The sequence below is a fragment of the Kribbella sp. C-35 genome (assembly GCF_046549195.1).
Lineage (GTDB): Bacteria > Actinomycetota > Actinomycetes > Propionibacteriales > Kribbellaceae > Kribbella.
Window position 1 is genome coordinate 417,337 of record NZ_JAJPWG010000001.1, and the last position, 21,198, is coordinate 438,534.

Annotated in this window: 20 protein-coding genes; 8 read left to right on the top strand and 12 right to left on the bottom strand. The window is 68.6% G+C overall.

Annotated elements, in window-relative coordinates; translation table 11 throughout:
• Window positions 1-2: 2 nt before the first annotated feature.
• The 8 genes from ACLJOO_RS02080 to glgC all read right to left on the bottom strand — a co-directional run bounded on the left by ACLJOO_RS02080 (window position 3) and on the right by glgC (window position 8,137).
• Window positions 3-725 (bottom strand): alpha/beta hydrolase family protein, encoded by a 723-nt coding sequence (locus ACLJOO_RS02080; protein ID WP_410785041.1) that lies wholly within the window; start codon window positions 723-725, stop codon window positions 3-5.
• Window positions 722-1,717, bottom strand: coding sequence for an amidohydrolase family protein (locus ACLJOO_RS02085; protein ID WP_410785042.1), 996 nt, complete (start codon window positions 1,715-1,717; stop codon window positions 722-724). The genes ACLJOO_RS02080 and ACLJOO_RS02085 overlap by 4 nt, the downstream gene beginning before the upstream one ends.
• Complete coding sequence (locus ACLJOO_RS02090; RefSeq protein ID WP_410785043.1) at window positions 1,714-2,229, bottom strand: 3-hydroxyanthranilate 3,4-dioxygenase; 516 nt, start codon at window positions 2,227-2,229, stop codon at window positions 1,714-1,716. Before ACLJOO_RS02090 ends, ACLJOO_RS02085 begins: the two co-directional genes overlap by 4 nt.
• Window positions 2,230-2,232: 3 nt before the next feature.
• The gene (locus ACLJOO_RS02095; protein ID WP_410785044.1) at window positions 2,233-2,661 is read right to left on the bottom strand and encodes a RidA family protein; all 429 of its coding nucleotides are present in this window, start codon (window positions 2,659-2,661) and stop codon (window positions 2,233-2,235) included.
• A complete protein-coding gene (locus ACLJOO_RS02100; RefSeq protein WP_410785045.1) occupies window positions 2,658-4,160 on the bottom strand; it encodes a 2-hydroxymuconic semialdehyde dehydrogenase in 1,503 nt (500 codons plus the stop codon). Before ACLJOO_RS02100 ends, ACLJOO_RS02095 begins: the two co-directional genes overlap by 4 nt.
• A 190-nt stretch (window positions 4,161-4,350) precedes the next feature.
• The gene (locus tag ACLJOO_RS02105) at window positions 4,351-5,652 is read right to left on the bottom strand and encodes an FAD-dependent oxidoreductase (RefSeq protein WP_410785046.1); all 1,302 of its coding nucleotides are present in this window, start codon (window positions 5,650-5,652) and stop codon (window positions 4,351-4,353) included.
• Window positions 5,649-6,881 (bottom strand): kynureninase, encoded by a 1,233-nt coding sequence (kynU, locus tag ACLJOO_RS02110; protein WP_410785047.1) that lies wholly within the window; start codon window positions 6,879-6,881, stop codon window positions 5,649-5,651. Before kynU ends, ACLJOO_RS02105 begins: the two co-directional genes overlap by 4 nt.
• The gene (gene glgC, locus ACLJOO_RS02115; RefSeq protein ID WP_410785048.1) at window positions 6,878-8,137 is read right to left on the bottom strand and encodes a glucose-1-phosphate adenylyltransferase; all 1,260 of its coding nucleotides are present in this window, start codon (window positions 8,135-8,137) and stop codon (window positions 6,878-6,880) included. Before glgC ends, kynU begins: the two co-directional genes overlap by 4 nt.
• Window positions 8,138-8,201: 64 nt before the next feature.
• Between glgC and ACLJOO_RS02120 the strand changes: the two genes are divergently transcribed.
• From ACLJOO_RS02120 to ACLJOO_RS02135, 4 genes are all read left to right on the top strand, one after another.
• Complete coding sequence (locus ACLJOO_RS02120) at window positions 8,202-8,747, top strand: GNAT family N-acetyltransferase (RefSeq protein WP_410785049.1); 546 nt, start codon at window positions 8,202-8,204, stop codon at window positions 8,745-8,747.
• 19 nt (window positions 8,748-8,766) lie between these two features.
• Window positions 8,767-9,924 carry a glycogen synthase gene (glgA, locus tag ACLJOO_RS02125; RefSeq protein ID WP_410785050.1) on the top strand — a complete coding sequence of 386 codons (1,158 nt, stop codon included), beginning with the start codon at window positions 8,767-8,769 and terminating at the stop codon, window positions 9,922-9,924.
• Between the two features lie 70 nt (window positions 9,925-9,994).
• On the top strand, window positions 9,995-11,269 hold the full coding sequence (locus ACLJOO_RS02130) for a hypothetical protein (protein WP_410785051.1): 1,275 nt from the start codon (window positions 9,995-9,997) through the stop codon (window positions 11,267-11,269).
• A 287-nt stretch (window positions 11,270-11,556) separates the two neighbouring features.
• On the top strand, window positions 11,557-12,411 hold the full coding sequence (locus ACLJOO_RS02135; protein WP_410785052.1) for an oxidoreductase: 855 nt from the start codon (window positions 11,557-11,559) through the stop codon (window positions 12,409-12,411).
• Between the two features lie 54 nt (window positions 12,412-12,465).
• Here ACLJOO_RS02135 and ACLJOO_RS02140 read toward each other — a convergent pair whose 3' ends face one another.
• Complete coding sequence (locus ACLJOO_RS02140; protein ID WP_410785053.1) at window positions 12,466-13,017, bottom strand: TetR/AcrR family transcriptional regulator; 552 nt, start codon at window positions 13,015-13,017, stop codon at window positions 12,466-12,468.
• Window positions 13,018-13,096: 79 nt separating this feature from the next.
• Between ACLJOO_RS02140 and ACLJOO_RS02145 the strand changes: the two genes are divergently transcribed.
• Window positions 13,097-14,080 carry an alpha/beta hydrolase gene (locus tag ACLJOO_RS02145; protein ID WP_410785054.1) on the top strand — a complete coding sequence of 328 codons (984 nt, stop codon included), beginning with the start codon at window positions 13,097-13,099 and terminating at the stop codon, window positions 14,078-14,080.
• A 126-nt stretch (window positions 14,081-14,206) separates the two neighbouring features.
• On the opposite strand, the gene ACLJOO_RS02150 is transcribed toward ACLJOO_RS02145, so the two are convergent.
• The 3 genes from ACLJOO_RS02150 to ACLJOO_RS02160 all read right to left on the bottom strand — a co-directional run bounded on the left by ACLJOO_RS02150 (window position 14,207) and on the right by ACLJOO_RS02160 (window position 17,145).
• Complete coding sequence (locus ACLJOO_RS02150) at window positions 14,207-15,163, bottom strand: type IV toxin-antitoxin system AbiEi family antitoxin domain-containing protein (protein WP_410785055.1); 957 nt, start codon at window positions 15,161-15,163, stop codon at window positions 14,207-14,209.
• A gap of 164 nt (window positions 15,164-15,327) precedes the next feature.
• Complete coding sequence (locus ACLJOO_RS02155; protein ID WP_410785056.1) at window positions 15,328-16,848, bottom strand: leucyl aminopeptidase family protein; 1,521 nt, start codon at window positions 16,846-16,848, stop codon at window positions 15,328-15,330.
• A 129-nt stretch (window positions 16,849-16,977) separates the two neighbouring features.
• Window positions 16,978-17,145 (bottom strand): DUF3117 domain-containing protein, encoded by a 168-nt coding sequence (locus tag ACLJOO_RS02160; protein ID WP_012923066.1) that lies wholly within the window; start codon window positions 17,143-17,145, stop codon window positions 16,978-16,980.
• Window positions 17,146-17,311: 166 nt separating this feature from the next.
• Between ACLJOO_RS02160 and ACLJOO_RS02165 the strand changes: the two genes are divergently transcribed.
• The 3 genes from ACLJOO_RS02165 to ACLJOO_RS02175 are packed head-to-tail and all read left to right on the top strand — an operon-like array spanning window position 17,312 to window position 21,131.
• Window positions 17,312-18,130, top strand: a complete 819-nt coding sequence (locus ACLJOO_RS02165) for a PaaX family transcriptional regulator C-terminal domain-containing protein (RefSeq protein WP_410785057.1) — start codon at window positions 17,312-17,314, stop codon at window positions 18,128-18,130.
• 32 nt (window positions 18,131-18,162) lie between these two features.
• Complete coding sequence (locus ACLJOO_RS02170) at window positions 18,163-18,966, top strand: enoyl-CoA hydratase/isomerase family protein (RefSeq protein WP_410785058.1); 804 nt, start codon at window positions 18,163-18,165, stop codon at window positions 18,964-18,966.
• A gap of 47 nt (window positions 18,967-19,013) precedes the next feature.
• The gene (locus ACLJOO_RS02175; protein ID WP_410785059.1) at window positions 19,014-21,131 is read left to right on the top strand and encodes an alpha/beta hydrolase-fold protein; all 2,118 of its coding nucleotides are present in this window, start codon (window positions 19,014-19,016) and stop codon (window positions 21,129-21,131) included.
• Window positions 21,132-21,198: the final 67 nt, after the last annotated feature.

Consider the following 21,198-nt stretch of genomic DNA (forward strand, 5'->3'; position numbering starts at 1 on the left):
CGCTAGCTGGTTAGGCGGGTTAGTTCGGTGGTTACTTCGTGCCAGGGGTCTGTTTGGGGGTCTATCAGTTCGTAGTGGCCGCAGTGGGGAACACGGTGGAAGTGGGCGGTGGGGTGGGCGGTGAAGTAGGACTCGGTGATGGTGATGGGGACGACTGTGTCGCGGGTGCCGTGGATGAGGGTCACGGGGGCTATGGAGGCGGGGAGGTGGGCCGGGTCCAGGTCGTTGCGGACGCCGCCGCCGATGAAGTCCTGTACGGCGCCCTCGCCGATGTGCTCGCGGTCGGCCTTCAGGAGGTCGGCTACGGGAGCCAGGGCGACCACACCGCGCAGCCGGACCGGGTTGAGCGTCGACGCGGCCCATAGCGCCAGCTGACCACCAGCGGAGTGCCCCATCAGCACGTAGCCCGCGTGCACGTCCACCACGTCAGGTAGCGCGTCCAGCGCCGTACGGATGTCACTGGTCGTCACGTCCGGGTTGCCGGGCTCGCGACGGTACTCAAGAGACAGGACCGGCCAGCCGAGGTCGGACAGCGCTGCGCCGAGCGAACGGGCGTGCACCCGGTCGTACTTCGGCCGCCAGAACCCGCCGTGGACGAACACCACCAGCGGCCGGTACTCCTTCGCGTGCCAGTAGTCGATCACCTGGTCCGCGTGGTCGCCGTACCGCAACTCCTCGTCCGGCTCGGGCGCCTTACGCGACAGTACGGATCGGTCCTCACTCATTCCGACCTCCCGAGATAGCGCAGGGCGTTCAGAGTCAGCAGCTTGTGCTGCTGCTCCGCGGTCAGGAAGCCGGCCTTCCGTACCACCTCCCCGACCGGCCGCTCGCCCAGTGGATAGGGATAGTCACTGCCGACCAGAACGCGGTCTTCCCCCAAGGTATCGACAAGTAGCCGCAAAGGCGCTGATTCGAACACGACCGTGTCGACCAGGATCCGGTCCAGGTACGCCGACGGTGGGTGCTCGGAGCAACCACGGACGATGTCGCCGCGCCGGTGCCAGGCGTTCTCGAGCCGCCCGAGCCAGAACGCGAAACTCCCGCCCCCGTGGGCGAAACAGATCTTCAGGTACGGCGGCAACCGGTCGAACGCCCCGCCCAGGATCATCGCCAGCAACGACAGATGCGTCTCGGCCGGCATCCCGGTGAGCCAGCGCGCCATCCAGCGATCCAGTCGCGGCCCGCCCGGCATGTCCCACGGATGCACCAGCACCGGCGTACCGGTCTCCGCGCAATGGTTGAGGAAGGCAACGATCCCGGCGTCGTCGAGATCCTTGTCGCCGACGTGGTTGCCGATCTCGACCCCGACATGCCCGGCGGCCAGGCACCGGTCCAGTTCGGCGCAGGCCAGGTCCGGATCCTGCAACGGCACCTGGCAGAACGGCACGAACCGGTCGTCACCGGCGAGCGTCTCCAAGGTGAGGTCGTTGAAGATCTCCGCCAGCTTGACAGCCTGCGCGGCCGGGCGTTCGTACCCGAAGAACACCGGAGTCGGCGACACCACCTGGAGATCGATGCCGTCGGCATCCATATCGGCACGTCGTACGGCGGGATCCCAAGCCTGCGGTCCGACCGGGCGGAACTCGTTGGACCCGACCATGATCATCGCGGCCCGCTCGGAATCCACCCGCAACCACGGCCAGCCGTCCCCGCCGCACGCCGCCGAAAGATCCGGCCAGCCGTGCGGGACCAGATGAGTGTGGACGTCTACGGTCATTTACCCGGGTGCACGGTTCCGCACTTCGGGCAGGTACGGGCTTCCTCGCTGTCGTAGAAGGCTTTGAACACAGGCGGCAGGTCCGCGACGATGTCGGTCACCTGGAGCTCGACCTCGTGCACGATCGCGTTGCAGTTCGCGCAGTACCAGCGGAACTTCTCCAGTACGCCAGGCTCCCGGACTCGCTCGATCACCAGGCCGATCGAGTTCGGGCCGCGCTGCGGGGAGTGCGGCATGTTCCTTGGCAGCACCCACATCTCACCGGCGTTCACCGCAACGGTCGCCGGGCCGTCGTCGGTCATAACGTTGACCTTGAGCTCGCCGGAGATCTGGTAGAAGAACTCCTCGTACGGGTCGACGTGGAAGTCGGTGCGCTGGTTCGGGCCGCCGACCACCATCGTGATGAAGTCGTCCCCGGTCGGGAACATCTGCTTGTTGCCGACCGGCGGCTTCAGCAGGTGCTTGTTCTCCTCGATCCACTGCGGAAAGTTCGTCGACTCCAGGTTGACCATGTCCTACTCCTCCTCGAGCGGGCTGTGTCCTTGTGAGACGGCCGCTACAGCAGATATCTCGATCAGCAGCTGGGGATGCGGCAGCTGATGTACTGCGACGGTCGTACGCGAAGGCCCCGACTCGTCGAAAAACTCGCCATAGATCTCGTTGTACCCTCCGAAGTCGTTCATCGACACCAGGTACGTCGTCACGCTGACGAGATCCTCCAACCCGGCCCCGACCGCCCCGAGCACGTCCCGGATGTTCTCCAGCACCGCCCGCGTCTGCACCCGGATGTCCAGCTCGACGGTGCCCATCTCGTCGACCGAGGCACCGGCGATCGAGTTGTCGGGCCGCCGGCTCGACGTCCCCGACACGAACGCGAACCCACCCGCCACCTTCACATGCGGAAAGCGCCCCCGCGGCGTCGCCTTCCCCGGTACGACGGTCATGACAGCTCCACGCAGACGTTGGTGGTTTCGGTGTAGAAGTCCACCGAATGCCGTCCGCCCTCGCGGCCGACGCCCGACAACTTCACCCCGCCGAAGGGCGTGCGGAGATCGCGGAGGAACCAGGTGTTGACCCAGCAGAGGCCGACGTCCAGAGCGGCGCCGGCGCGGTGGGCGCGGCCGACGTCGCGGGTCCAGACGGTGGCCGCCAGCCCGTAGTCGGAGGAGTTCGCGAGGGCGTAGGCCTCTTCCTCGGTGTCGAACGGGGCGATGTGGCAGATCGGGCCGAAGATCTCCTCGCGGTTCGTCCGGGCGTCCGCCCCTAGACCGGTCACGACAGTTGGTTGCACGTAGCAACCGCCGTCGCGGGCGTCGCCGAAGGTCGGTACACCGCCGCCGGCGAGGACCTCGGCGCCTTCAGCTCGGGCGAGATCGTAGTACGACAGCACCTTGTCGCGGTGCTGTTTGGAGATCAGGGGCATGTTCATGGTGGCCTCGTCGGCGGGCCAGCCGTACGTCAACTCCTTCGCCCGCTGAGTCAGCCGTGACGTGAACTGCTCGAAGATCGGGCGTTCGACGTACAGGCGTTCCGTGCACAGGCAGACCTGCCCGCCGTTCGTGAAGACCGAGCGGACCGATCCCTCGACCGCGGCGTCGAGATCGCAGTCGGCGAAGATCAGCCCCGCGTTCTTCCCGCCGAGCTCGAAGGACACCGCCTTGACCCGATCCGCCGCCACCTTCGCGATCGCCGTACCGGTCGCGGACTCGCCGGTGAACGTGATCGCATCCACACCCGGGTGCCGCGTGAGGTATTCCCCCGCCGACGACGGCCCGAATCCGTGCACCAGGTTGAAAACCCCATCAGGTACGCCGGCCTCCGCCATCACCTCGGCGAGGACGGTCGCCGACGACGGGGTCTCCTCGGACGGTTTCACCACCACCGCGTTGCCACAGGCAAGCGCCGGCGCAACCTTCCACGTGAGCAGGAGCAACGGAAGATTCCACGGTACGACGATCGCGACCACCCCGACCGGTTTCCGTACGGCGTAGTTCAACGCCCGCCGCCCGTCCGGAAGCACGGTCGTGTACGACTCGGTCGGCACCGTCGTCGCGAAATCCGCGAACGCACGGAAGTTCGCCGCACCGCGCGGGATGTCCAGGGTGCGCGCCTGGCTGATCGACTTCCCGGTGTCGCCGACCTCCGCCGCCACCAGGTCCGCGAACCGCCGCTCCAGCCCGTCCGCGACCCGCCGCAGTACGACGGCCCGCTCCTGCTCACTCATCCGCCCCCACGGCCCGCTCAACGCCTGCCGAGCAGCCCCAACCGCGGCGTCAACAGTCGCCTCGTCCGCCTCACAAACGTCGAAGATCTGCTCCCCCGTCACCGGCGACACCTTCGCGAACCGCGAAGCGCTCTCCACAAACGCTCCCCCGACGAAGTGCCGCAACAACCCAACGGACGAGGGCTGTCCGATCAGCAGCTCAGGCGACCACAGGCTCACTCCGCCACCTCCCCTGACCTCGACCACACTCGAGGGGATATCCACTGGTGTTGCGGCTTCTCTGCTGGTGTACCAGCAGAGAACCCACAACTCGAGGGGATATCCCTTCGAGCGTAGACCGGCACGCGGACGTGGCGCGGCGGCGTGCCGGTCGGCGGCGCGGTGCGGGCGAGCGAGACGCCTGCCGCGGTCATCGGCGTTTCCTCGCGCGGACGAGGCTCAGCAGCGCACCGGCAACGGCGACCGCCCCGGCACCCAGGAGTTGGTGCTGGCGGTGAACCCGCCGTTGGACTTCGGCGTACGGCGTGGTGGAGAACGACACGAGCTCGTAGCGGGAGACGTACGTGCCGGGGAGGAGGCGTTCCAGGGCGTGTTCTACCTGTTTTTGCAGGCGGAAGACGGGTGAGGCAACCTTGTCGCGCATTTCGACGAAGTTGGCGAGGGCCATTTCGGCGATCGCCTCGGTGTTCTCGCGACGGCGGGCCTCGAAGAGCGGGAGCGCCCGCGCCCACGAGCCGCCCGTGTCGTCCAGGCAGCGGTCCAGTTCGACCACGTCCTCGAAGGCGCAGTTCGCGCCCTGCCCGTAGAACGGCACGATCGCGTGCGCCGCGTCGCCGAGCAACGCCGTACGTCCGTGAGCCTGCCACGGCAGCGTGTGCACCGTCCCGAGGACCCCGACCGGATTGTTCAGGTAGTCGTCCACCAGATCAGGTGCTAAGGGCAACAGATCGGGATAGTGCTCCTGGAAATGCGCTGAGATGCCCTCCGCGGCGGTCAGCGCGTCGAAGGACCCGGCCGGCCAGAACAGCGTGCAGGTGAACGAGCGGTCCGGGTTCGGCAACGCGATCATCATCGACGTACCGCGCGGCCAGATGTGCAGCGCCCCGGGATCCAGCGCGAACTCGCCAAGAGCTGCGGGGATCGACAACTCCTTGTACCCGTAGTCGAGGAAGTCCACGTCCTCCGCGACGATGCCCTCGGCAAGCAGTTGCTCGCGCACCGCGGATCCGGCGCCATCGGCCCCGAGCACCACGTCCGCCGCGACCGACACCTTCCCGGACGGCGTCGCGAACACCATCTGCCCAGCGGCCGAGTCCAGCTCCACCAACCGGTGCTCGAACTCCACCGACACACCAGGAGCCCACGCCGCCGCCGACAGCAACGCGTTGTTCAGGGTGCCCCGGCTGATCGAGTTGATCGCGCGGTCCCCGGACGCCGAGTACGCCTGGAAGTCCAGCGGCCCAGACACGGGATGGATCATCCGGCCCTTCATCGGCAACGCGTCCGCCATCACCTCATCGACCAGATCGATCCGCCGCAAGGCGTCCAGCCCGCGTTCGGAGATTGCCAGGTTGATCGACCGGCCGCGTTCCACCTGCGCGACCCGAGGATCCGGGCGCCGCTCGTACAGCGTCACGGTCAGGCCGCGGCGCGCGAGGAAGCACGCGAGCAGCGAACCGGTCAGTCCCGCGCCGACGATCGCGACCTTCATGCCATCACCGCGGCCAACGCCGCCGCGGCCCGCCAGCAGTCGTGGTACGTCGAGTACAACGGCACCGGCGCGAGCCGCAGTACGTCGGGCTCCCGCGAGTCCGCGATCACGCCGTACTCGAACCGCAACCGCCGTGAAACCGCCCCAGGCTCAGGAACCCGCAGCGACAACTGCGCCCCGCGCCGCGCCGGATCGGCCGGAGTGATGACCTCGAACCCCGCCAGAAGCTCCGAAAGGTACGCCGTCAACCGCACACTCCGCTCCCGTAGTACCTCGATGCCGACCTTGTCGAAGATCTCCAGCGACGTCCGCACCGGGCTCATCGAGAAGATCGGCGGGTTCGACACCTGCCACGCGTCCGCGGTCGCCGGCGGCCGGGACTCGGGCGTCATCTCGAACCGCGTCTTCGCGTCGGTGCTCCACCAGCCCTCGAACCGCGGCAGGTCCGCGCCGAGATGCCGCTCGTGCACGAACGCACCGGCGATCGCGCCCGGACCGGAGTTCAGGTACTTGTACGAGCACCACGCCGCGAAGTCCACGCCCCAGTCGTGCAACGCGAGCGGCACGTTCCCGGCCGCGTGCGCGAGGTCCCACCCGACGATCGCCCCGGCCGCGTGACCGGCCTTCGTGATCGTGGGGATGTCCATCAGCTCACCGGTCAGGTAGTTCACGCCGCCCAGCAGTACGAGCGCCACGTCGCCACCGAGCTGCTCGACGACATCCGCCGTACGTAGACTGTTCTCGCCCGGTCGCGGACGCAAGCGGATCACCGCGTCCTCCGCGTCGTACCCGTGGAAGGCGACCTGCGACCGTACGGCGTAACTGTCCGAGGGGAACGCCGAGTCCTCGATGACGATCCGGTGCCGGGACCGCGTCGGCCGGTAGAACGACACCATCAACAGGTGCAGGTTGACGGTGAGCGTGTTCATCACGACCGTCTCGCTCGGCAACGCGCCGACAAGCCGTGCGGCGGGCCCGGTCAGCAGCTCGTGGTACGGCAGCCAGGGCCGGGCCGCGTCCAGATGCCCTTCGACCCCGAGCGCCGCCCACGAGTCCAGGTCCGCGAGCAGCTCGGACCGGGTCGCCTTCGGGCGCAGACCGAGCGAGTTGCCGGCGAAGTACGCGACCTCCGGATAGTCGCCACCCTGCGCGGGCGGTACGTCGAACAGCTCCCGGTGCCCCGGATCGTTGGCATCGAGTTCCAGTGCCTCCGTCTCGGAAAGGGTCACGCCTCGGCAACCTCGTCGGCGGCGCCCTTGGGCGCCTCGATCACCTGCCCCTTGCCGAGCACTGTCACGCCGCCCTTGGACACTGTGAACCCGCGCTCCCGGTCGTAGTCCGGGTCGACGCCGATCTGCGTGCCGTCCGGGATCACGATGTTCTTGTCCAGGATCACGTTCTTCAGCACGACGTTCTTGCCGATCTTGCAGTTGTCCATGATCACGGAGTGCTGGATGTCGGCGCCGGCGCTGACGATCACGTTCGACCCGAGCACCGAGTGGTCCACGTGCGCGCCGGACACGATCGAGCCCTGGCAGACGATCGACTCGCCGACGGTCGCGTCGTCGGTGAACTTCGCGCCCGGCAGCTGCGGGTGGGAGGTGAAGATCGGCCAGTCGTTGTTGTAGAGGTTGAACACGGGCTGGATCGACACCAGGTCCATGTGGGCCTCGTGGTACGAGTCCAGCGACCCGACGTCCCGCCAGTAGGAGTGGTCCCGGTCGAGTGCTCCCGGTACGTCGTTGTCCTTGAAGTCGTAGACGCCCGCCTTGCCCTCGGCAACGAGCATCGGGACGATGTCACCGCCCATGTCGTGCCGCGACGCCGGATTGGCGGCGTCCTTGCGCAGCGCCTCGACCAGCACATCCCGGCTGAACACGTAGTTGCCCATCGACGCGAACGTCTCGTCCGGCGAGTCCGGCAGCCCCGGCGGGTCGGCCGGCTTCTCCAGGAACTCCTCGATCGCGTGCCCGTCCGCGGCGGTCTTGATCACGCCGAACTCGGTCGCCTCGGCCCGGGGCACCCGGATACCGGCCACGGTCACGCCGTTCCCGCGCTCGATATGCGCGGCGACCATCTGCGACGCGTCCATCCGGTACACGTGGTCGGCGCCGAAGACCACGATGTACTCCGGGTCGGCGTCCTTGATCAGGTTCATCGACTGGTAGATCGCGTCCGCGCTGCCCTGGTACCACTGCGGGCCGAGCCGCTGCTGGGCCGGGACGCAGGTCACGTAGTTGCCGAGCAGGGTGGACATCCGCCAGGTCAGCGTGACGTGCCGGTCCAGCGAATGCGATTTGTACTGCGTCAGCACACAGAGATTTCGATAACCCGCATTGACCAAATTCGACAGCACGAAATCGATGAGGCGATAACTGCCGCCGAACGGCACGGCCGGTTTGGCCCGGTCCGCCGTCAGCGGCATCAGCCGCTTCCCCTCACCACCGGCCAGCACGATTCCGAGAACTCTGGGCGCCTTTGCCATGTCCGCACCTTAACTCCCGATGCCCACTGGCATAAGCGCTTGTGGGTGTCGCGACACTGGGAGGATGCCGATCCTCGTCGTACCGACCACTGCCGTTCACCGATCGTTTCTCGCGGCCTGGGACGAGCTCGGTCCGGATCATGAACGGTGGATGGGTGCGCGGTCGATCGCGGGCGCCGAGGAGGAGTGGACCCGCGGGCAGGCGGCGGATCCGGCCGAGTTCGCCCGCCTGGTCGAGGCGATCCGGACGGAGGCCGAGCCAGAGACCGAGCTGGCGGCCGGCCTCGTGCACCAGACCGTGCTGTGGTTCGTGGACGGCGTCGAGTTCCTCGGCCGGCTCTCGATCCGCCACGACCTGACACCGGCGCTCACCGAGGTCGGCGGGCACATCGGGTACTGCGTCCGCCCGTCCGCCCGGCGGCGCGGGTACGCGACCCAGATGCTCACCCAGTCCCTCCCGATCGCCGGCGCGCTCGGCATCGAGCCGGCCCTCGTCACCTGCGACGTGGACAACGCCGGATCGCGCAAGGTGATCGAGGCAGCTGGTGGCGAACTGGAAGACGAACGACACGGAAAGCTGCGCTTCTGGGTGCCGACACACGTCGTCTGATGACCTATGGTCGGAGCTTATGAAGGTCGCCATCCTGACGCGTGAGTTTCCTCCGGACGTGTACGGCGGGGCGGGGGTGCACGTGGACTTCCTGGTCCGCGAACTGCGCCGGCTGATCGACGTCGACGTCCAGTGCATGGGCGAGCCCCGGAAAGGCGCGACCGCGCATTCCGAGGACGACCCGCGGATCCCGAACGCGAACGCGGCGCTGCGCATCCTGTCCACCGACCTGACCATGACCGCCGCGGTCGGTGGGGCGGACCTGGTCCACTCGCACACCTGGTACGCGAACATGGCGGGGCATTGGGCCAAGCTGCTGTACGACGTACCGCATGTGGTGACCGCACACTCGCTGGAGCCGCGCCGCCCGTGGAAGGCCGAGCAGCTGGGCGGTGGGTACCGGCTGTCCAGCTGGGCCGAGCAGACGGCGTACGAGGCCGCCGATGCGGTCGTCGCGGTGAGCCGCGGGATGCGGACCGACGTCCTCGACTGCTACCCGTCGATCGACCCGGCGCGCGTTCACGTGATCTCCAATGGCATCGACGCCGACTTCTACCGGCCGGATCCGTCGACGCATGTCCTCGAGCGGTTGGGCGTCGACCTGAACCGGCCGTACGTGACGTTCGTCGGCCGGATCACCCGGCAGAAGGGCGTGCCGCACCTGCTCCGGGCAGGGCTGCGTCTGGACCCGTCCGTGCAGCTCGTGCTGCTGGCCGGGGCGGCCGACACGGTCGAGCTGAAGGCCGAGACCGACGCGCTGATCGACGACCTGAAGCTGGCCCGAGACGGCGTGTTCGTGGTCTCCGAGATGCTGCCGCGGGAGGAGGTCCGGCAGGTTCTGACCCATGCGCTGGCGTTCTGCTGCCCATCCATCTACGAGCCGCTCGGCATCGTCAACCTGGAGGCGATGGCGTGTGAGACCGCGGTCGTCGCGAGCGCGGTCGGCGGCATCCCCGAGGTCGTCGACGACGGCGTGACCGGCACCCTGGTCCCGTACGACGAGAACGACCCGGACGCCTTCGAGCGCGGGCTCGCGGACGGGATCAACGCGCTGGTCGACGACCCTTCCCGAGCTGACGCGATGGGCAAGGCCGGGCGGGAACGCGCGGTCTCCGAGTTCGGCTGGGACGCCGTCGCGCAGCGCACCGTCGAGCTGTACAACAGCCTGCTCGGGTAGGGGAAACCCCACCCGGGGTTCGGGGCATCGCACCATTCTGCGAGCGCGTCGGCGGCGGTTGGGTTGAGGCATGACTTCTCGCCTGACGAAGACCGTCGCCGCCACCCTCGCAACCGCTGCCCTCCTCACGTTCCCACTGACCGCCTTCGGCGCAGTCCACCAGCCAACGCTCTCCGAGGCCGCGATCTCCAGCGTGTATTCGCCACATGGTGCGCTCGTCTCAGCCACGCGGATCGCTCACCTGACAGCGGCTCAGCTCGACGCGGCCGCCGCCGACTTCGCGGGTACGCCACGGGCGTCGTACGGCGTCACGGCGTACCGCTTGATCTATCGAACGGTCGACACTCTCGGACGGCCAACCACGGCGAGCGGGATCGTCGTACTGCCGGACGGCCGCCGAGGAGCGCTGACCGTCACGGAGTACCTGCACGGGACCAGCGCGACCAAGGTGGACGCCGGATCCGTCGACGACACCTCGACGGATCGGCTGGTCACAGCCCTGTTCGCAGGTCAAGGGCTGGTCGGCGTAGCACCGGACTACCTCGGCCTGGGGTCGGGCCCGGGCCTCCATCCGTACCTGGACACGAAGACCGAGACCTCGGCGTCGGCCGATCTCCTGCTCGCCGCGCGGACGTTCGCGGCCAAGCACGGGGTCGCGCTGAAGCGGGACGTCCTGGTGACCGGGTTCTCGCAGGGCGGGCGAGCATCGCTGGCGTTCGGCCGCGCGCTCAGCCGCGGCGAGGTCGGGCCGTTCCGCCTCGGCGAGATCCGGGCCGTCGCCGGACCGTACGACCTGCTCGGCGAGGAACTCCCGGCGGCCTTCGACGGGCGCGTCATCCCGCCGACCGCGACCTTCTACCTCGGGTACTTCGTGACCGCGTGGAACCGGACTGTCGGGTTGTACGACGATCCGCGCGAAGCATTCCAGGCGCCGTACGCGGAGACCGTCGAGGGGCTGTTCGACGGATCGCACTCCTTCGAGGAGATCGTGGCCGGGCTGCCGGACTCGCCGGAGAAGCTGTTCACGCCGGAGTTCGCCGCGAAGCTCCAGCATCCGAGCGGGCGGTTCCTGCGGGCCCTCCGAGCGGCCGATCAGGTCTGCCGGGACTGGACGCCGCGGGTGCCGGTGCACCTGTACAGCGGGACGACGGACACCGACGTGGTCGCCTCCAACGCCGACTCGTGCGCGGCCTCCCTGCACAAGCGCGGCGCGAACGTGACGGTGCATTCGATGGGCGCCGTCGACCATTTCGGTACGGCGTTCACGGCGTACCCGGAAATCATTCGGGCCTACGCTCGCTGGGGTCTGACGCTCCGGTCGGACGACCCACGCTGTGTCTGCTGAGGGGCGACGAGGCTGCCTAGCAATGCTAGCAATTCCGCATCGCGCGATCCTGGTCCTCCCAGTCGCGGCGAAGGGCCCGCTCGGCCGGGTCGAGGAGCACCTTGGTGAGCAAGGTTGACCCCGACGGCGTAGTTCGGCGACAACGGGCACGGAGGTAGTCACCCAGCGCGTTCGTACTCTCCATGACGTCCACGGTAGACCGGGTACGCCGCCGCAGCCTGGGTCCTGTCACTCCCAGGAACAGCGAGGTACTCCCTGTTCGGTGCACGCCGACGAACAGTGGAGACATGACGAACTCAACCATCACCCTCGCCGAGGACCTGACCATCACCCGGATGGGGTACGGCGCGATGCAACTCGCCGGCCCAGGCGTCTTCGGACCGCCCAAGGACCGCGACCAGGCGATCGCCGTACTCCGGGAGGCCGTCGCACTCGGCGTCACCCATATCGACACCAGCGACTTCTACGGACCGACCGTGGTCAACGAAATCATCAAGGAAGCGCTGCACCCCTACCCGGCGGATCTGGTCCTGGTCACCAAGGTCGGCGCCCGGCGCGGCGACGACGCCAGCTGGATCCCGGACCACGCGCCGGACGCGTTGCGGGCCCAGGTCCACGCCAACCTCGAGCACCTCGGCCTCGACGTACTCGACGTGGTCAACCTCCGCAGCATGGCGCACGAAGGCCACAGTGAGGAGTCGATCGCGGAGGCCTTCACCACGCTGGTCGAACTCCAGCAGGAGGGCCTCATCAGGCACCTCGGGCTGAGCAGCGTGACGATCCCGCAGATCCGGGAGGCGCAGGCGATCGCACCGATCGTGACGATCCAGAACCTGTACAACCTGGTCAACCGCGAGGACGACGAGGTGGTCGAGTTCTGCGCCGACAACGGCATCGCGTACGCGTCGTTCTTCCCGCTCGGCGGATTCACCCCGCTGCAGTCCGAGACGCTCGCGAAGGTCGCGGCCCGTCTGAACGCCACCCCGCAGCAGGTCGCCCTCGCCTGGCTCCTCCAGCGGTCCACGACCAGCGTCGTCATCCCCGGTACGTCGTCGCTGGCCCACCTGCGCGAGAACGTCGCCGCCCGCGACCTCGTCCTGCCCGCCGACGCCGTCACCGAACTCGACGCAATCGGCGCCTGACGCCCCGCTTTCCGGAACTTTTGTGCCACCTGGCGCCACAAATGTTCCGGAAACCTAGCGGAGTTCGCGCTGGAGCATCTGGATGAGGGCGTCGACGTCGGACTCGACCATGGGTTCGCCGGTCATGCCCATCCGATGCAGCAGCGTGCCGATGACGACATCGATGAAGAACAGGACGCGCTGCTCGGACAGACCGAGCGTCTCGGTGAGCACCTGGCGGTACGGGTCCTGGAGCTGCGTGGACAGGATCTCGCGCAGACCAGGATCGCCGATTGCGTCGGTGAACACCCCGGCGAACGCCGCCGCGACCCCAGGCTCCGCGATCCGCCGCGCACCGAACCGGACCGCGGCGGCCACATCCTCCTCGCGATCCCGACCGACGAGCGGAAGCGGGCCGAAGGCGTCCACCAGGCACGCGGTGACGAGCGCGCCCTTGGACGGCCAGCGCCGGTAGATCGTGGTCTTCGCGATCCCGGCGGCCGCGGCGATCCGGTCGACCGTGGCCCGGGTGTACCCGAGCTCGTGCACCGTCCGCAGCGTCGCCGCGAACACCTCCGCGTCGACGCTGGAACGGGGCCGGCCGGGCGGTCGCGTCGTGGAAGCCATCGGCACAGCATAGCGAGTTATGCTACCGTCGGTATCGATACTAGCCGTAGCGAAACCCGCAACGTCAGGACGATGCCCGATGCTCAAGACCGCCACCACTCCCGCCGCCACGCACCGGCCGCCGCTCGGCATCCGGCTGGTGTACTCCCTGCGCAAGGAACCCGACTACCTGGCGATGTCGCCCGCGGACCTCGTGAAGTTCGGCGAGACCCAGAGCCGCATCGTCAACTCCCGCTTCGCCCGCCTCATCACCGGCCGCCCGCACGCAGGCGTCACGATCGACTGGCAACAGGTCCAGCTCGCGGACCGTACGATCCGAGTCCGGGTCCACCGACCGAAGCAAGCAGGAGCAGGCAAACGTCCGCTGGTGCTTCACGTGCACGGCGGCGGCTACACCGGGACCGCGGTGCAGTGCGACTGGATCAACAGCCATATCGCCGCACAGGCGTCGGCGGTGGTCGTGTCCGTCGAGCATCGGCTCATGAACCACGAGACCCCGCTCGCGGCGATCGTCGACGACGGTTGGGACGTCCTACGGTACGTCTTCCAGCACGCCACCGACTGGGGAATCGATCCGTCCCGCGTGGCTCTCGCCGGCGAGAGCGCAGGCTCGATGGTTGCCACCCTCTCCGCACTACGGGCCCGGGACACGGGCCTGTCGCTACGAGCCCAGGTGCTCATCAACCCGTGCGTCGACGTCACCTCGACCGCACTCGACTACGAGTCCGCGACCCAGTACGCCGACACGCCGACGCTCACCCGCGCCGGAATCGAGTTCTTCCGGCATCTCGCCGTACCGGAAGGAACCGATCCGCGCCCGCTCTCACCGCGGTACGCCGACCTAAGCGGGCTGCCTCCGACGCTCGTGGTGATCCCGGCCCTCGACCCGGTCGCAGACCACGGCCGCGTGTACGCCGACGAACTCCGAGCCGCAGGTACCGCCGTCCAAGTGAGCGAGTACGCCAAGGCCGGTCACGCGTTCATCAGCCTGCCCGGCCTAGTACCGCAGGCCAAGCCAGCCCGCAACCGAATCATCGACTTCCTCTGCACGCAGTTCCGCTAGTGGGTCCACCCACCAGATGCAGGGTTTGCGTCCGAGATCCCGACCGCAAACCCTGCATCTCGGACGCCAACCCACCAAAGGCGGGGGATCGCGGGAACACGGTCGGTTCGGCGGCCGGCGTCGGGGTCAGCCGGCTAGTGGGGTACGGCGGGCGCGGGCGAACGCCTGCCGGATGCGCATCGCCGTACGGGCCGGATGCTCGAGGTCTGCCCAGGTGATCCGGACGATCTCCAGTCCCAGGGCCCGGAGCCGGTCCTCGCGCAGCTTCTCGCGGATCAGCGCCTCACGTGTCCCCTCCCCGTACTTCGCCAGGCCGTCGAACTCGACGACGGTGTTGTGCTCGGGGAAATAGAAGTCCACCCGTCCGACGAAGCCGTCGGCATCCGCGAACTCCGCCTGCAGCACCGACACCGGCAGGCCCTCGTTGTGCATGAGGACCCGCAGCCGGGTCTCGCCGACGGACTCGGCCTGAGGATCGGCGAAGTCGAGCACCGCGCGAATCCCGGGGCCGCCCGGCCAGTTGTGCGTAACCTCGCGCAGCCGGAGCAGGTCGTCCGCGCTCACCTCCGATCGCCGGAACGCCGCGTCGGCACTGACAACCGCCGCCTCGAACGACGACGTACCGGCAACCTCGACCACGGCCCGGGTCAACGCGGTCACGGCGAGCCCGGCGACGACCGTCACGTCCGAAGCGCCGAGCCTCGACCGGTGGTGACGCACACCGGTCTTCGGCCCGCTCCGCATGCCGGCTGTACGCGTCAACTGGACCTCGGACAGATTGGCCTGCCAGACCGGTACGCCGTGCATGACCAGCGCGGAGTGGTGACTCACGACCGCGGATCCCGGGCACATGGAGTTCACTGCGGCGTGGACCAGGCGCCGGTGACGGAGGAGCTCGCGTTCCCAAGTCGGCAGGTCGCGCATGTCCGGGCGCTCGGCGTACTGCCCATACCGAATCCGCTCCCAGCGTCCGTCGCCAAGCCGTCGACTGATCTGCTCCCGGGTGTAACCGGCGCTCATCGCCTGCGCTCTGCTGACCACACCGCCCTGCCCGGCCGCGATCGTCTTCAGTCGAGGATTCACCCCACCAGCATCAGTCCCCGATGCTCTCCCCGCTGCCCCATCACGCCACTCTGTGGATAACCCTCTCGTGGGTGCACCCATCAGATGCGGGGTTTGCGTCCGAGATCCGGGACGCAAACCCCGCATCTCGGACGCCAACCCACCAAAGGCGGGTGGTGCGGGGGTCAGCCGATCCCGGAGGTTGGGGTGTCGGAGGATAGCCAGGTGCTGAGGAGGCGGGCGCCGGCGCCGGTCGCGCCGGCGGAGTACTCGAAGCGGTCGGCCGGGGCCTCCGCGATCGACGAGAGGTCGAGGTGCGCCCACGGGAGGTCGCCCGTGAACGCCTTCAGGAACAGGGCCGCGGTGATCGAGCCGGGGCCCTTCGAGCTGTTCACCGAGTCGGCGATCGGCGTCGAGATCAGGTCCTCGTACTCGGCCGGCAGCGGCATCCGCCACAGTTCCTCACCGGACACCCGGCCGGCGTCCGCGAGGTTGTCCGCCAGTGCGTCGTCGGTCGCGAACATCCCGCCGTACAGCATCGCGCCGAGCGACACCTTGATCGCGCCGGTCAGCGTGGCGACGTCGACGAGTACGTCGGGCTTCAGCTCCTGCACGGCGTACGCGAGTCCGTCGGCGAGCACCAGGCGGCCCTCGGCGTCGGTGTTCTTCACCTCGGTGGTGCGGCCGCCGAAGTGCCGGATCACGTCGTCCGGGCGGTACGCCGTACCGGACGGCATGTTCTCCGCGGCGCAGACCAGTCCGGTCACGCGAACGTTTGCGCCCAGGTCGCGCAGCGCCGACAGCGTCGCGATCACCGAGCCGCCGCCGGTCATGTCGCGCTTCATCGACACCATGCCCTCGCGCGGTTTCAGCGACAGGCCGCCGGTGTCGTAGGTGATGCCCTTGCCGACGAGCACGACGTACGGCGTCTTCTTGGTCGCGCCCTTGGGCACGTAGTCGAGCCGGATCAGCCGCGGCGGGCGGGTCGAACCCTGGCCAACCGCGAGGATGCCGCCGAACCCGTCGGCGGCGAGCTTCTTCTCGTCCCAGACCGTCACCTCGAGGCCGGTCGCGGCGGCCACCTCGGTCGCGCGCGCGGCCAGCCAGGCCGGGTCCTTCTCGTTCGACGGGGTGATCGCGAGCTGCCGGGCCAGCCAGCCGGTGCGCCCGATCACGACACCGCGGTCGATCGCCGGCTGCCGCTCCTCCGCCGATCCGTCGGTCAGCGTGACGGTGCCGACGGCAGGCTTGCCCGCGTCGGCCGTCTTCTGCGTGTACGCGAACGAGCCGAGCACGACGCCCTCCGCGAACGCCTGCAGCGCCGCGTCATCGATGCCCTCGGCAACGACAGTGGTGAGCTCGTCCTTGCCGCGACCGAACCGCGCGATCGCCGCACCGGCGTGTCGCAGCTCCTTGGCGGTCCCGCCGCCGGCTCCGACCAGCAGGATCTCGGTCACCTCACCGGTCAGCAGCGGGTACGCCGCGGTCGCACCGGCGGACGGGGCGAACCCGGTCGCGCGCTGCACCTCCAGCAGCCGGTCGAGGTCGACGCCGAGCCGCCCCCCGGCTTCCTTCGCGGCGGCCGGCAAACCGTCCTCTTCACCGACGACGACAACCCACGTCGACGACCCGTGCACCGGCAGACCCGGCTGCCAGGCAACAACCGGAAGACTGGGAAAAGCAGACGAACTACTGCGGCGAGCCACTGGGTCGAACCTCACTGTTTGATCAGATAGAAGCTGCATAACCGTAACGACCCCGGCCGGTGCCGCAAAAGGCACCCACCGGGGTCGGAGTGATAGGCAGGGGGCGACCAGACCCCCTGGAGGATGTGATCAGCCGACGACGGCCTTCAGTGCGTTGCCGAGCTCGGTCGCTTCGTCGGCGTTGAGCTCGACGACGAGCCGACCGCCGCCCTCGAGCGGAACCCGCATCACGATCCCGCGGCCCTCCTTGGTGACCTCGAGCGGACCATCGCCCGTCCGCGGCTTCATCGCCGCCATGCGCGCACCCCTTCCCAGTGTCGGTGTTGAGCGACGACACCGCGCGGGGAACCGTCGCCGGCGCCGTTGCGGTGATGCGCCGTCGGCGCGTATCGCAGTGTGTATCAGACCCCATTATTCCCGATCCCAGGCCAGAGCCGTGCACCATACGGCAGACTCGAGTCTTGTGCACGCCCGTTCAGCCCTCTTCGACCTGTACGGCGACCACCTGCGCGCGCGAGGTGCGCAGGCTCCGGTCGCGGCTCTCGTCCGGCTGCTCGCACCGCTCGGGGTCCACCCGCCCGCGGTCCGGACCGCCGTCTCCCGGATGGTCCGGCAGGGCTGGCTGGAGCCGCTCCGGCTCGACGGCCAGCCCGGGTACGCGCTGACGTCCCGGGCGCGTCGCCGCCTCGACGACGCCGCCGCCCGCATCTACCGGACCGCGCCGGACGGCACGCCGGTGGCGACCGGTTCGGAGGGGCCGGCCGACTGGGACCGGCACTGGCACCTGGGCATCCTCCGCGAGGTCCCGAACGCCCGCCGCCGCGAGCAGCTGGCGAGCCAACTCTCCTTTCTGGGTTGGGCTCCGCTGTCCGACGGCGCGTGGGTCGGGCTGCGCAACGATGCCGAGGTGGACCAGATCCTCGGCGTGGAGGGCATCGCCGCGGACCGGTTCCGCGCCCCGGTCGACGCCGGCGCGGTCGAGTTCGCCCGGCGGGTCTGGAAACTCGACGAGCTCGGCGCGTCGTACGACGCCTGGCTGATCGAGGCGAAGGCCCTCGTGGACGCGGCCGGCACGGAGACGAGCGACGAGCAGGCGTTCGCCGTACGGTCGGAGCTGGTGCACGAGTGGCGCAAGTTCCTGTTCCGCGATCCGGGGCTTCCGGACGAGCTGCTGCCGGCCGACTGGGCCGGGACGAGGGCGGCCGAATTCTTCGATTTCCATGCGGAACGATTAGGCCCCGCGGCCGGGCGTTTCGTCGACGACTGCCTGACACAGCACTGAAAATTTCACTGACAGTCAAGGAGCTGACCACGATGAGTGATCCCGCCCACCATGCAGTCACGTACGCCGTAGGTGCGGGTGTCGCGACCATCACGCTGAATCGGCCGGACGCGATGAACGCGCTCGACACGCCGACCAAGGTACTGCTCCGCGACACCGTCCTGGCCGCCGCCGACGATCCGGCCGTGCGGGTCGTCGTACTGACCGGGACCGGCCGGGCGTTCTGCGTCGGGCAAGACCTGAAGGAGCACATCGGGCTGCTGCAGGCGAACGACCAGGCCGCGCTGTGGAGCACGGTGCCGGACCACTTCGCGCCGATCGCACTCGCGCTCGCCGAGATGCCGAAGCCGGTGATCGCGGCGATCAACGGCGTGGCGGCCGGGGCCGGCGCGTCGATGGCGTTCGCGTGCGACTTCCGGATCGTCGCCGACACCGCGGGCTTCAACCTCGCCTTCACCGGCATCGCGCTGTCCTGCGACACCGGGATCTCCTGGACCCTCCCCCGCCTGATCGGCCACGCGAAAGCCCTTGAACTGCTCTATTTCCCCCGCACCGTCCCCGCCGCCGAATGCCTGGACCTCGGCCTGGCCACCTCGGTCGTCCCCGCCGCGGACCTGGAGAGCGCGGTCGCCGACCTGGCCGGGAAGCTCGCGGCCGGCCCGACGGTCGCGTACGGCGCCGTCCGCCAGTCACTCGGCTACTCGGCCAGCCACACACTCGCCGAGGCCCTGGTCTTCGAGGCCGGCAAAATGCAACTCACCGGCTCGACCGAAGACCACCACAACGCGGTGGAGTCCTTCGTAGCCAAACAAAAACCCATCTTCACCGGCCGCTGACTCGCAGGCTCTTGTAATCGTTTACGTAAGCGATTACAACCTGACGTGTGAGGAAACTGCTACTGCCTGTCCTGACCGTTGCCACGCTGGTCGGGAGTCTCGTCGTACCCGGGTCCACTGCCGCCCCGACCGCCGAGCCGGGTGTCATCAAGCCTGCCGCCGTGCGGTCGACGACGCTCGGTGAGGACATCAACTACAACGTCTACCTGCCGGCCGGGTACGACGCCTCGGACCGGCGCTACCCGGTCATCTACCTGCTGCACGGGCGCGGGGACTCGATGAGCGCCTGGACGCAGATCAAGAGCCGTCTGGACGAACTGATCGGCAGCGGCGAGATCCCACCGACGATCGCGATCATGCCGGACGCCCCGTGGAGCAGCCGGGCAAGCTGGTACGTCGACTCGGCGTACCGAGGAACCGATCCGGGACGACCCGTCGAGACCGCGTTCTTCAAGGATCTCGTGCCGCAGATCGACGCGACGTACCGCACGATCGCGGACCGCACCGGCCGGGCGATCGCCGGGTACTCGATGGGCGGCGCCGGGGCGTTGCGGTACTCGCTGGCGCACCCGGACGTGTTCGGCGCGGCGATCGCCCTCAGCCCGGCCGTGTACTTCCCGCTGCCGCCGAGCGATTCGAGCACCCGCGATTTCGGTGCCTTCGGCAAGGGTCAGGACCCGTTCGTCGAGTCGACGTACCTGAAGCTGAACTGGCCGGCCGCGCTGAAGTCGTTCGCGGCGACCGGGCTGCAGTCGCATCTCTTCCTCGCGGTGGGCGACGACGAGTACAAGAACCCGAAGCCGATCGACGCCACCCACGACCTCGACTTCGAGACGCATGTGGTGTTCAACCAGGCGGCGCGGGTGCCGACCCTGACGTCGGAGTTCCGGGTCGTCGACGGCGGGCACGACTGGGACGTCTGGGGGCCGACGTTCGCCGAAGGCGCGAAGTACATCTTCCAGTACCTCGGGAAGCCGCCGGCCACGCCGATGCAGGCCGCGATCACCGGTACGGCGGGCGAGGACCGCGCCGGCGGGATCGCAACAGATGCCTCAGGCAACGTTTACCAGGCAGTCGCGGCAGCGGGCGCGCTGGACGGGCAGCCGTACGCCGGTGGCACGGACGTCGCCCTGATCAAGTATCGCGCCGACGGGTCGCGGGAATGGACTCGATCGCTGGGGACTGCTGGGACGGAACGCGCGTACGGCGTTGCTGTGGACGCGGACGGGCGGGTCGTGGTGACGGGTTACACGAACGGCAATCTGGACGGCGCCCATGCGGGGAACGCCACGGACGACGCGTTCGCGGCGCAGTACGACGCTGACGGGAATCGCCGGTGGCTGACGCAGTTCGGCGTACCGGGGGTGGCGGATCGGAGCTACTCGGTGGCGGTGGACGGGACGACGGTGTACGTCGGCGGCTACACGAAGGGCGCTCTGGGCGGGGCGAACCAGGGCGACAAAGACGTGTTCGTTGCGCGACTCGATGCGGACGGGAACCAGGTGTGGTTGCGGCAGACCGGCAGCGCGGGCGAGGACAAGGGCATGTCCGTCGCGGTCTCGGACGGCGCGGTCTACCTGGCCGGGATGACGGCCGGCGAACTGGGTACGTCGGCCGGCGGGATCGACGGGTTCCTCGCGCGCTACTCAGCCGCTGGCGATCCGGTGTGGACGAAGCAGTTCGGCACCGCTGTGTCCGATGAGGTGTGGGGCGTTGCGCCGGATCCTTTGGGTGGGGTCTATCTGACCGGTTACACCGCGGGCGATTTCGCGCGAACGTTGATCGGCGACAAGGACATCCTGGTCGCTCGTTCCGACGCAGACGGCGTACTGACCTGGCGGGATCAGTTCGGAACGACCGGCAACGACAAGGGCGCCGCAGTGGCAGTAGATGCGGGCGGTGCGCTGTACGTCGGCGGCTTCACGGACGGATCGTTGGAGACCCCACTGGGCAAGTTCGACGGCGTACTGACGAAGTACTCGCCCGACCACGCGCGCAGCTGGACGCGACAGTTCGGTACGACGGACGACGACGCGGCAGATGCTTACGCCGAAGCGAATCTGTACCTCACGACAACCTCCACCGGCACCCAACTATCCGGCCTGACCGGAACCGACGTGTTCCGGACGGCCTTCTCCACAGACGGCGTAAATAAACACCCCTAGAACGTTTGGTGGGCTCCACGACCGCGTTCCGGCCGGGCGAGTCACGGCCGGACAACCACCTGACAGT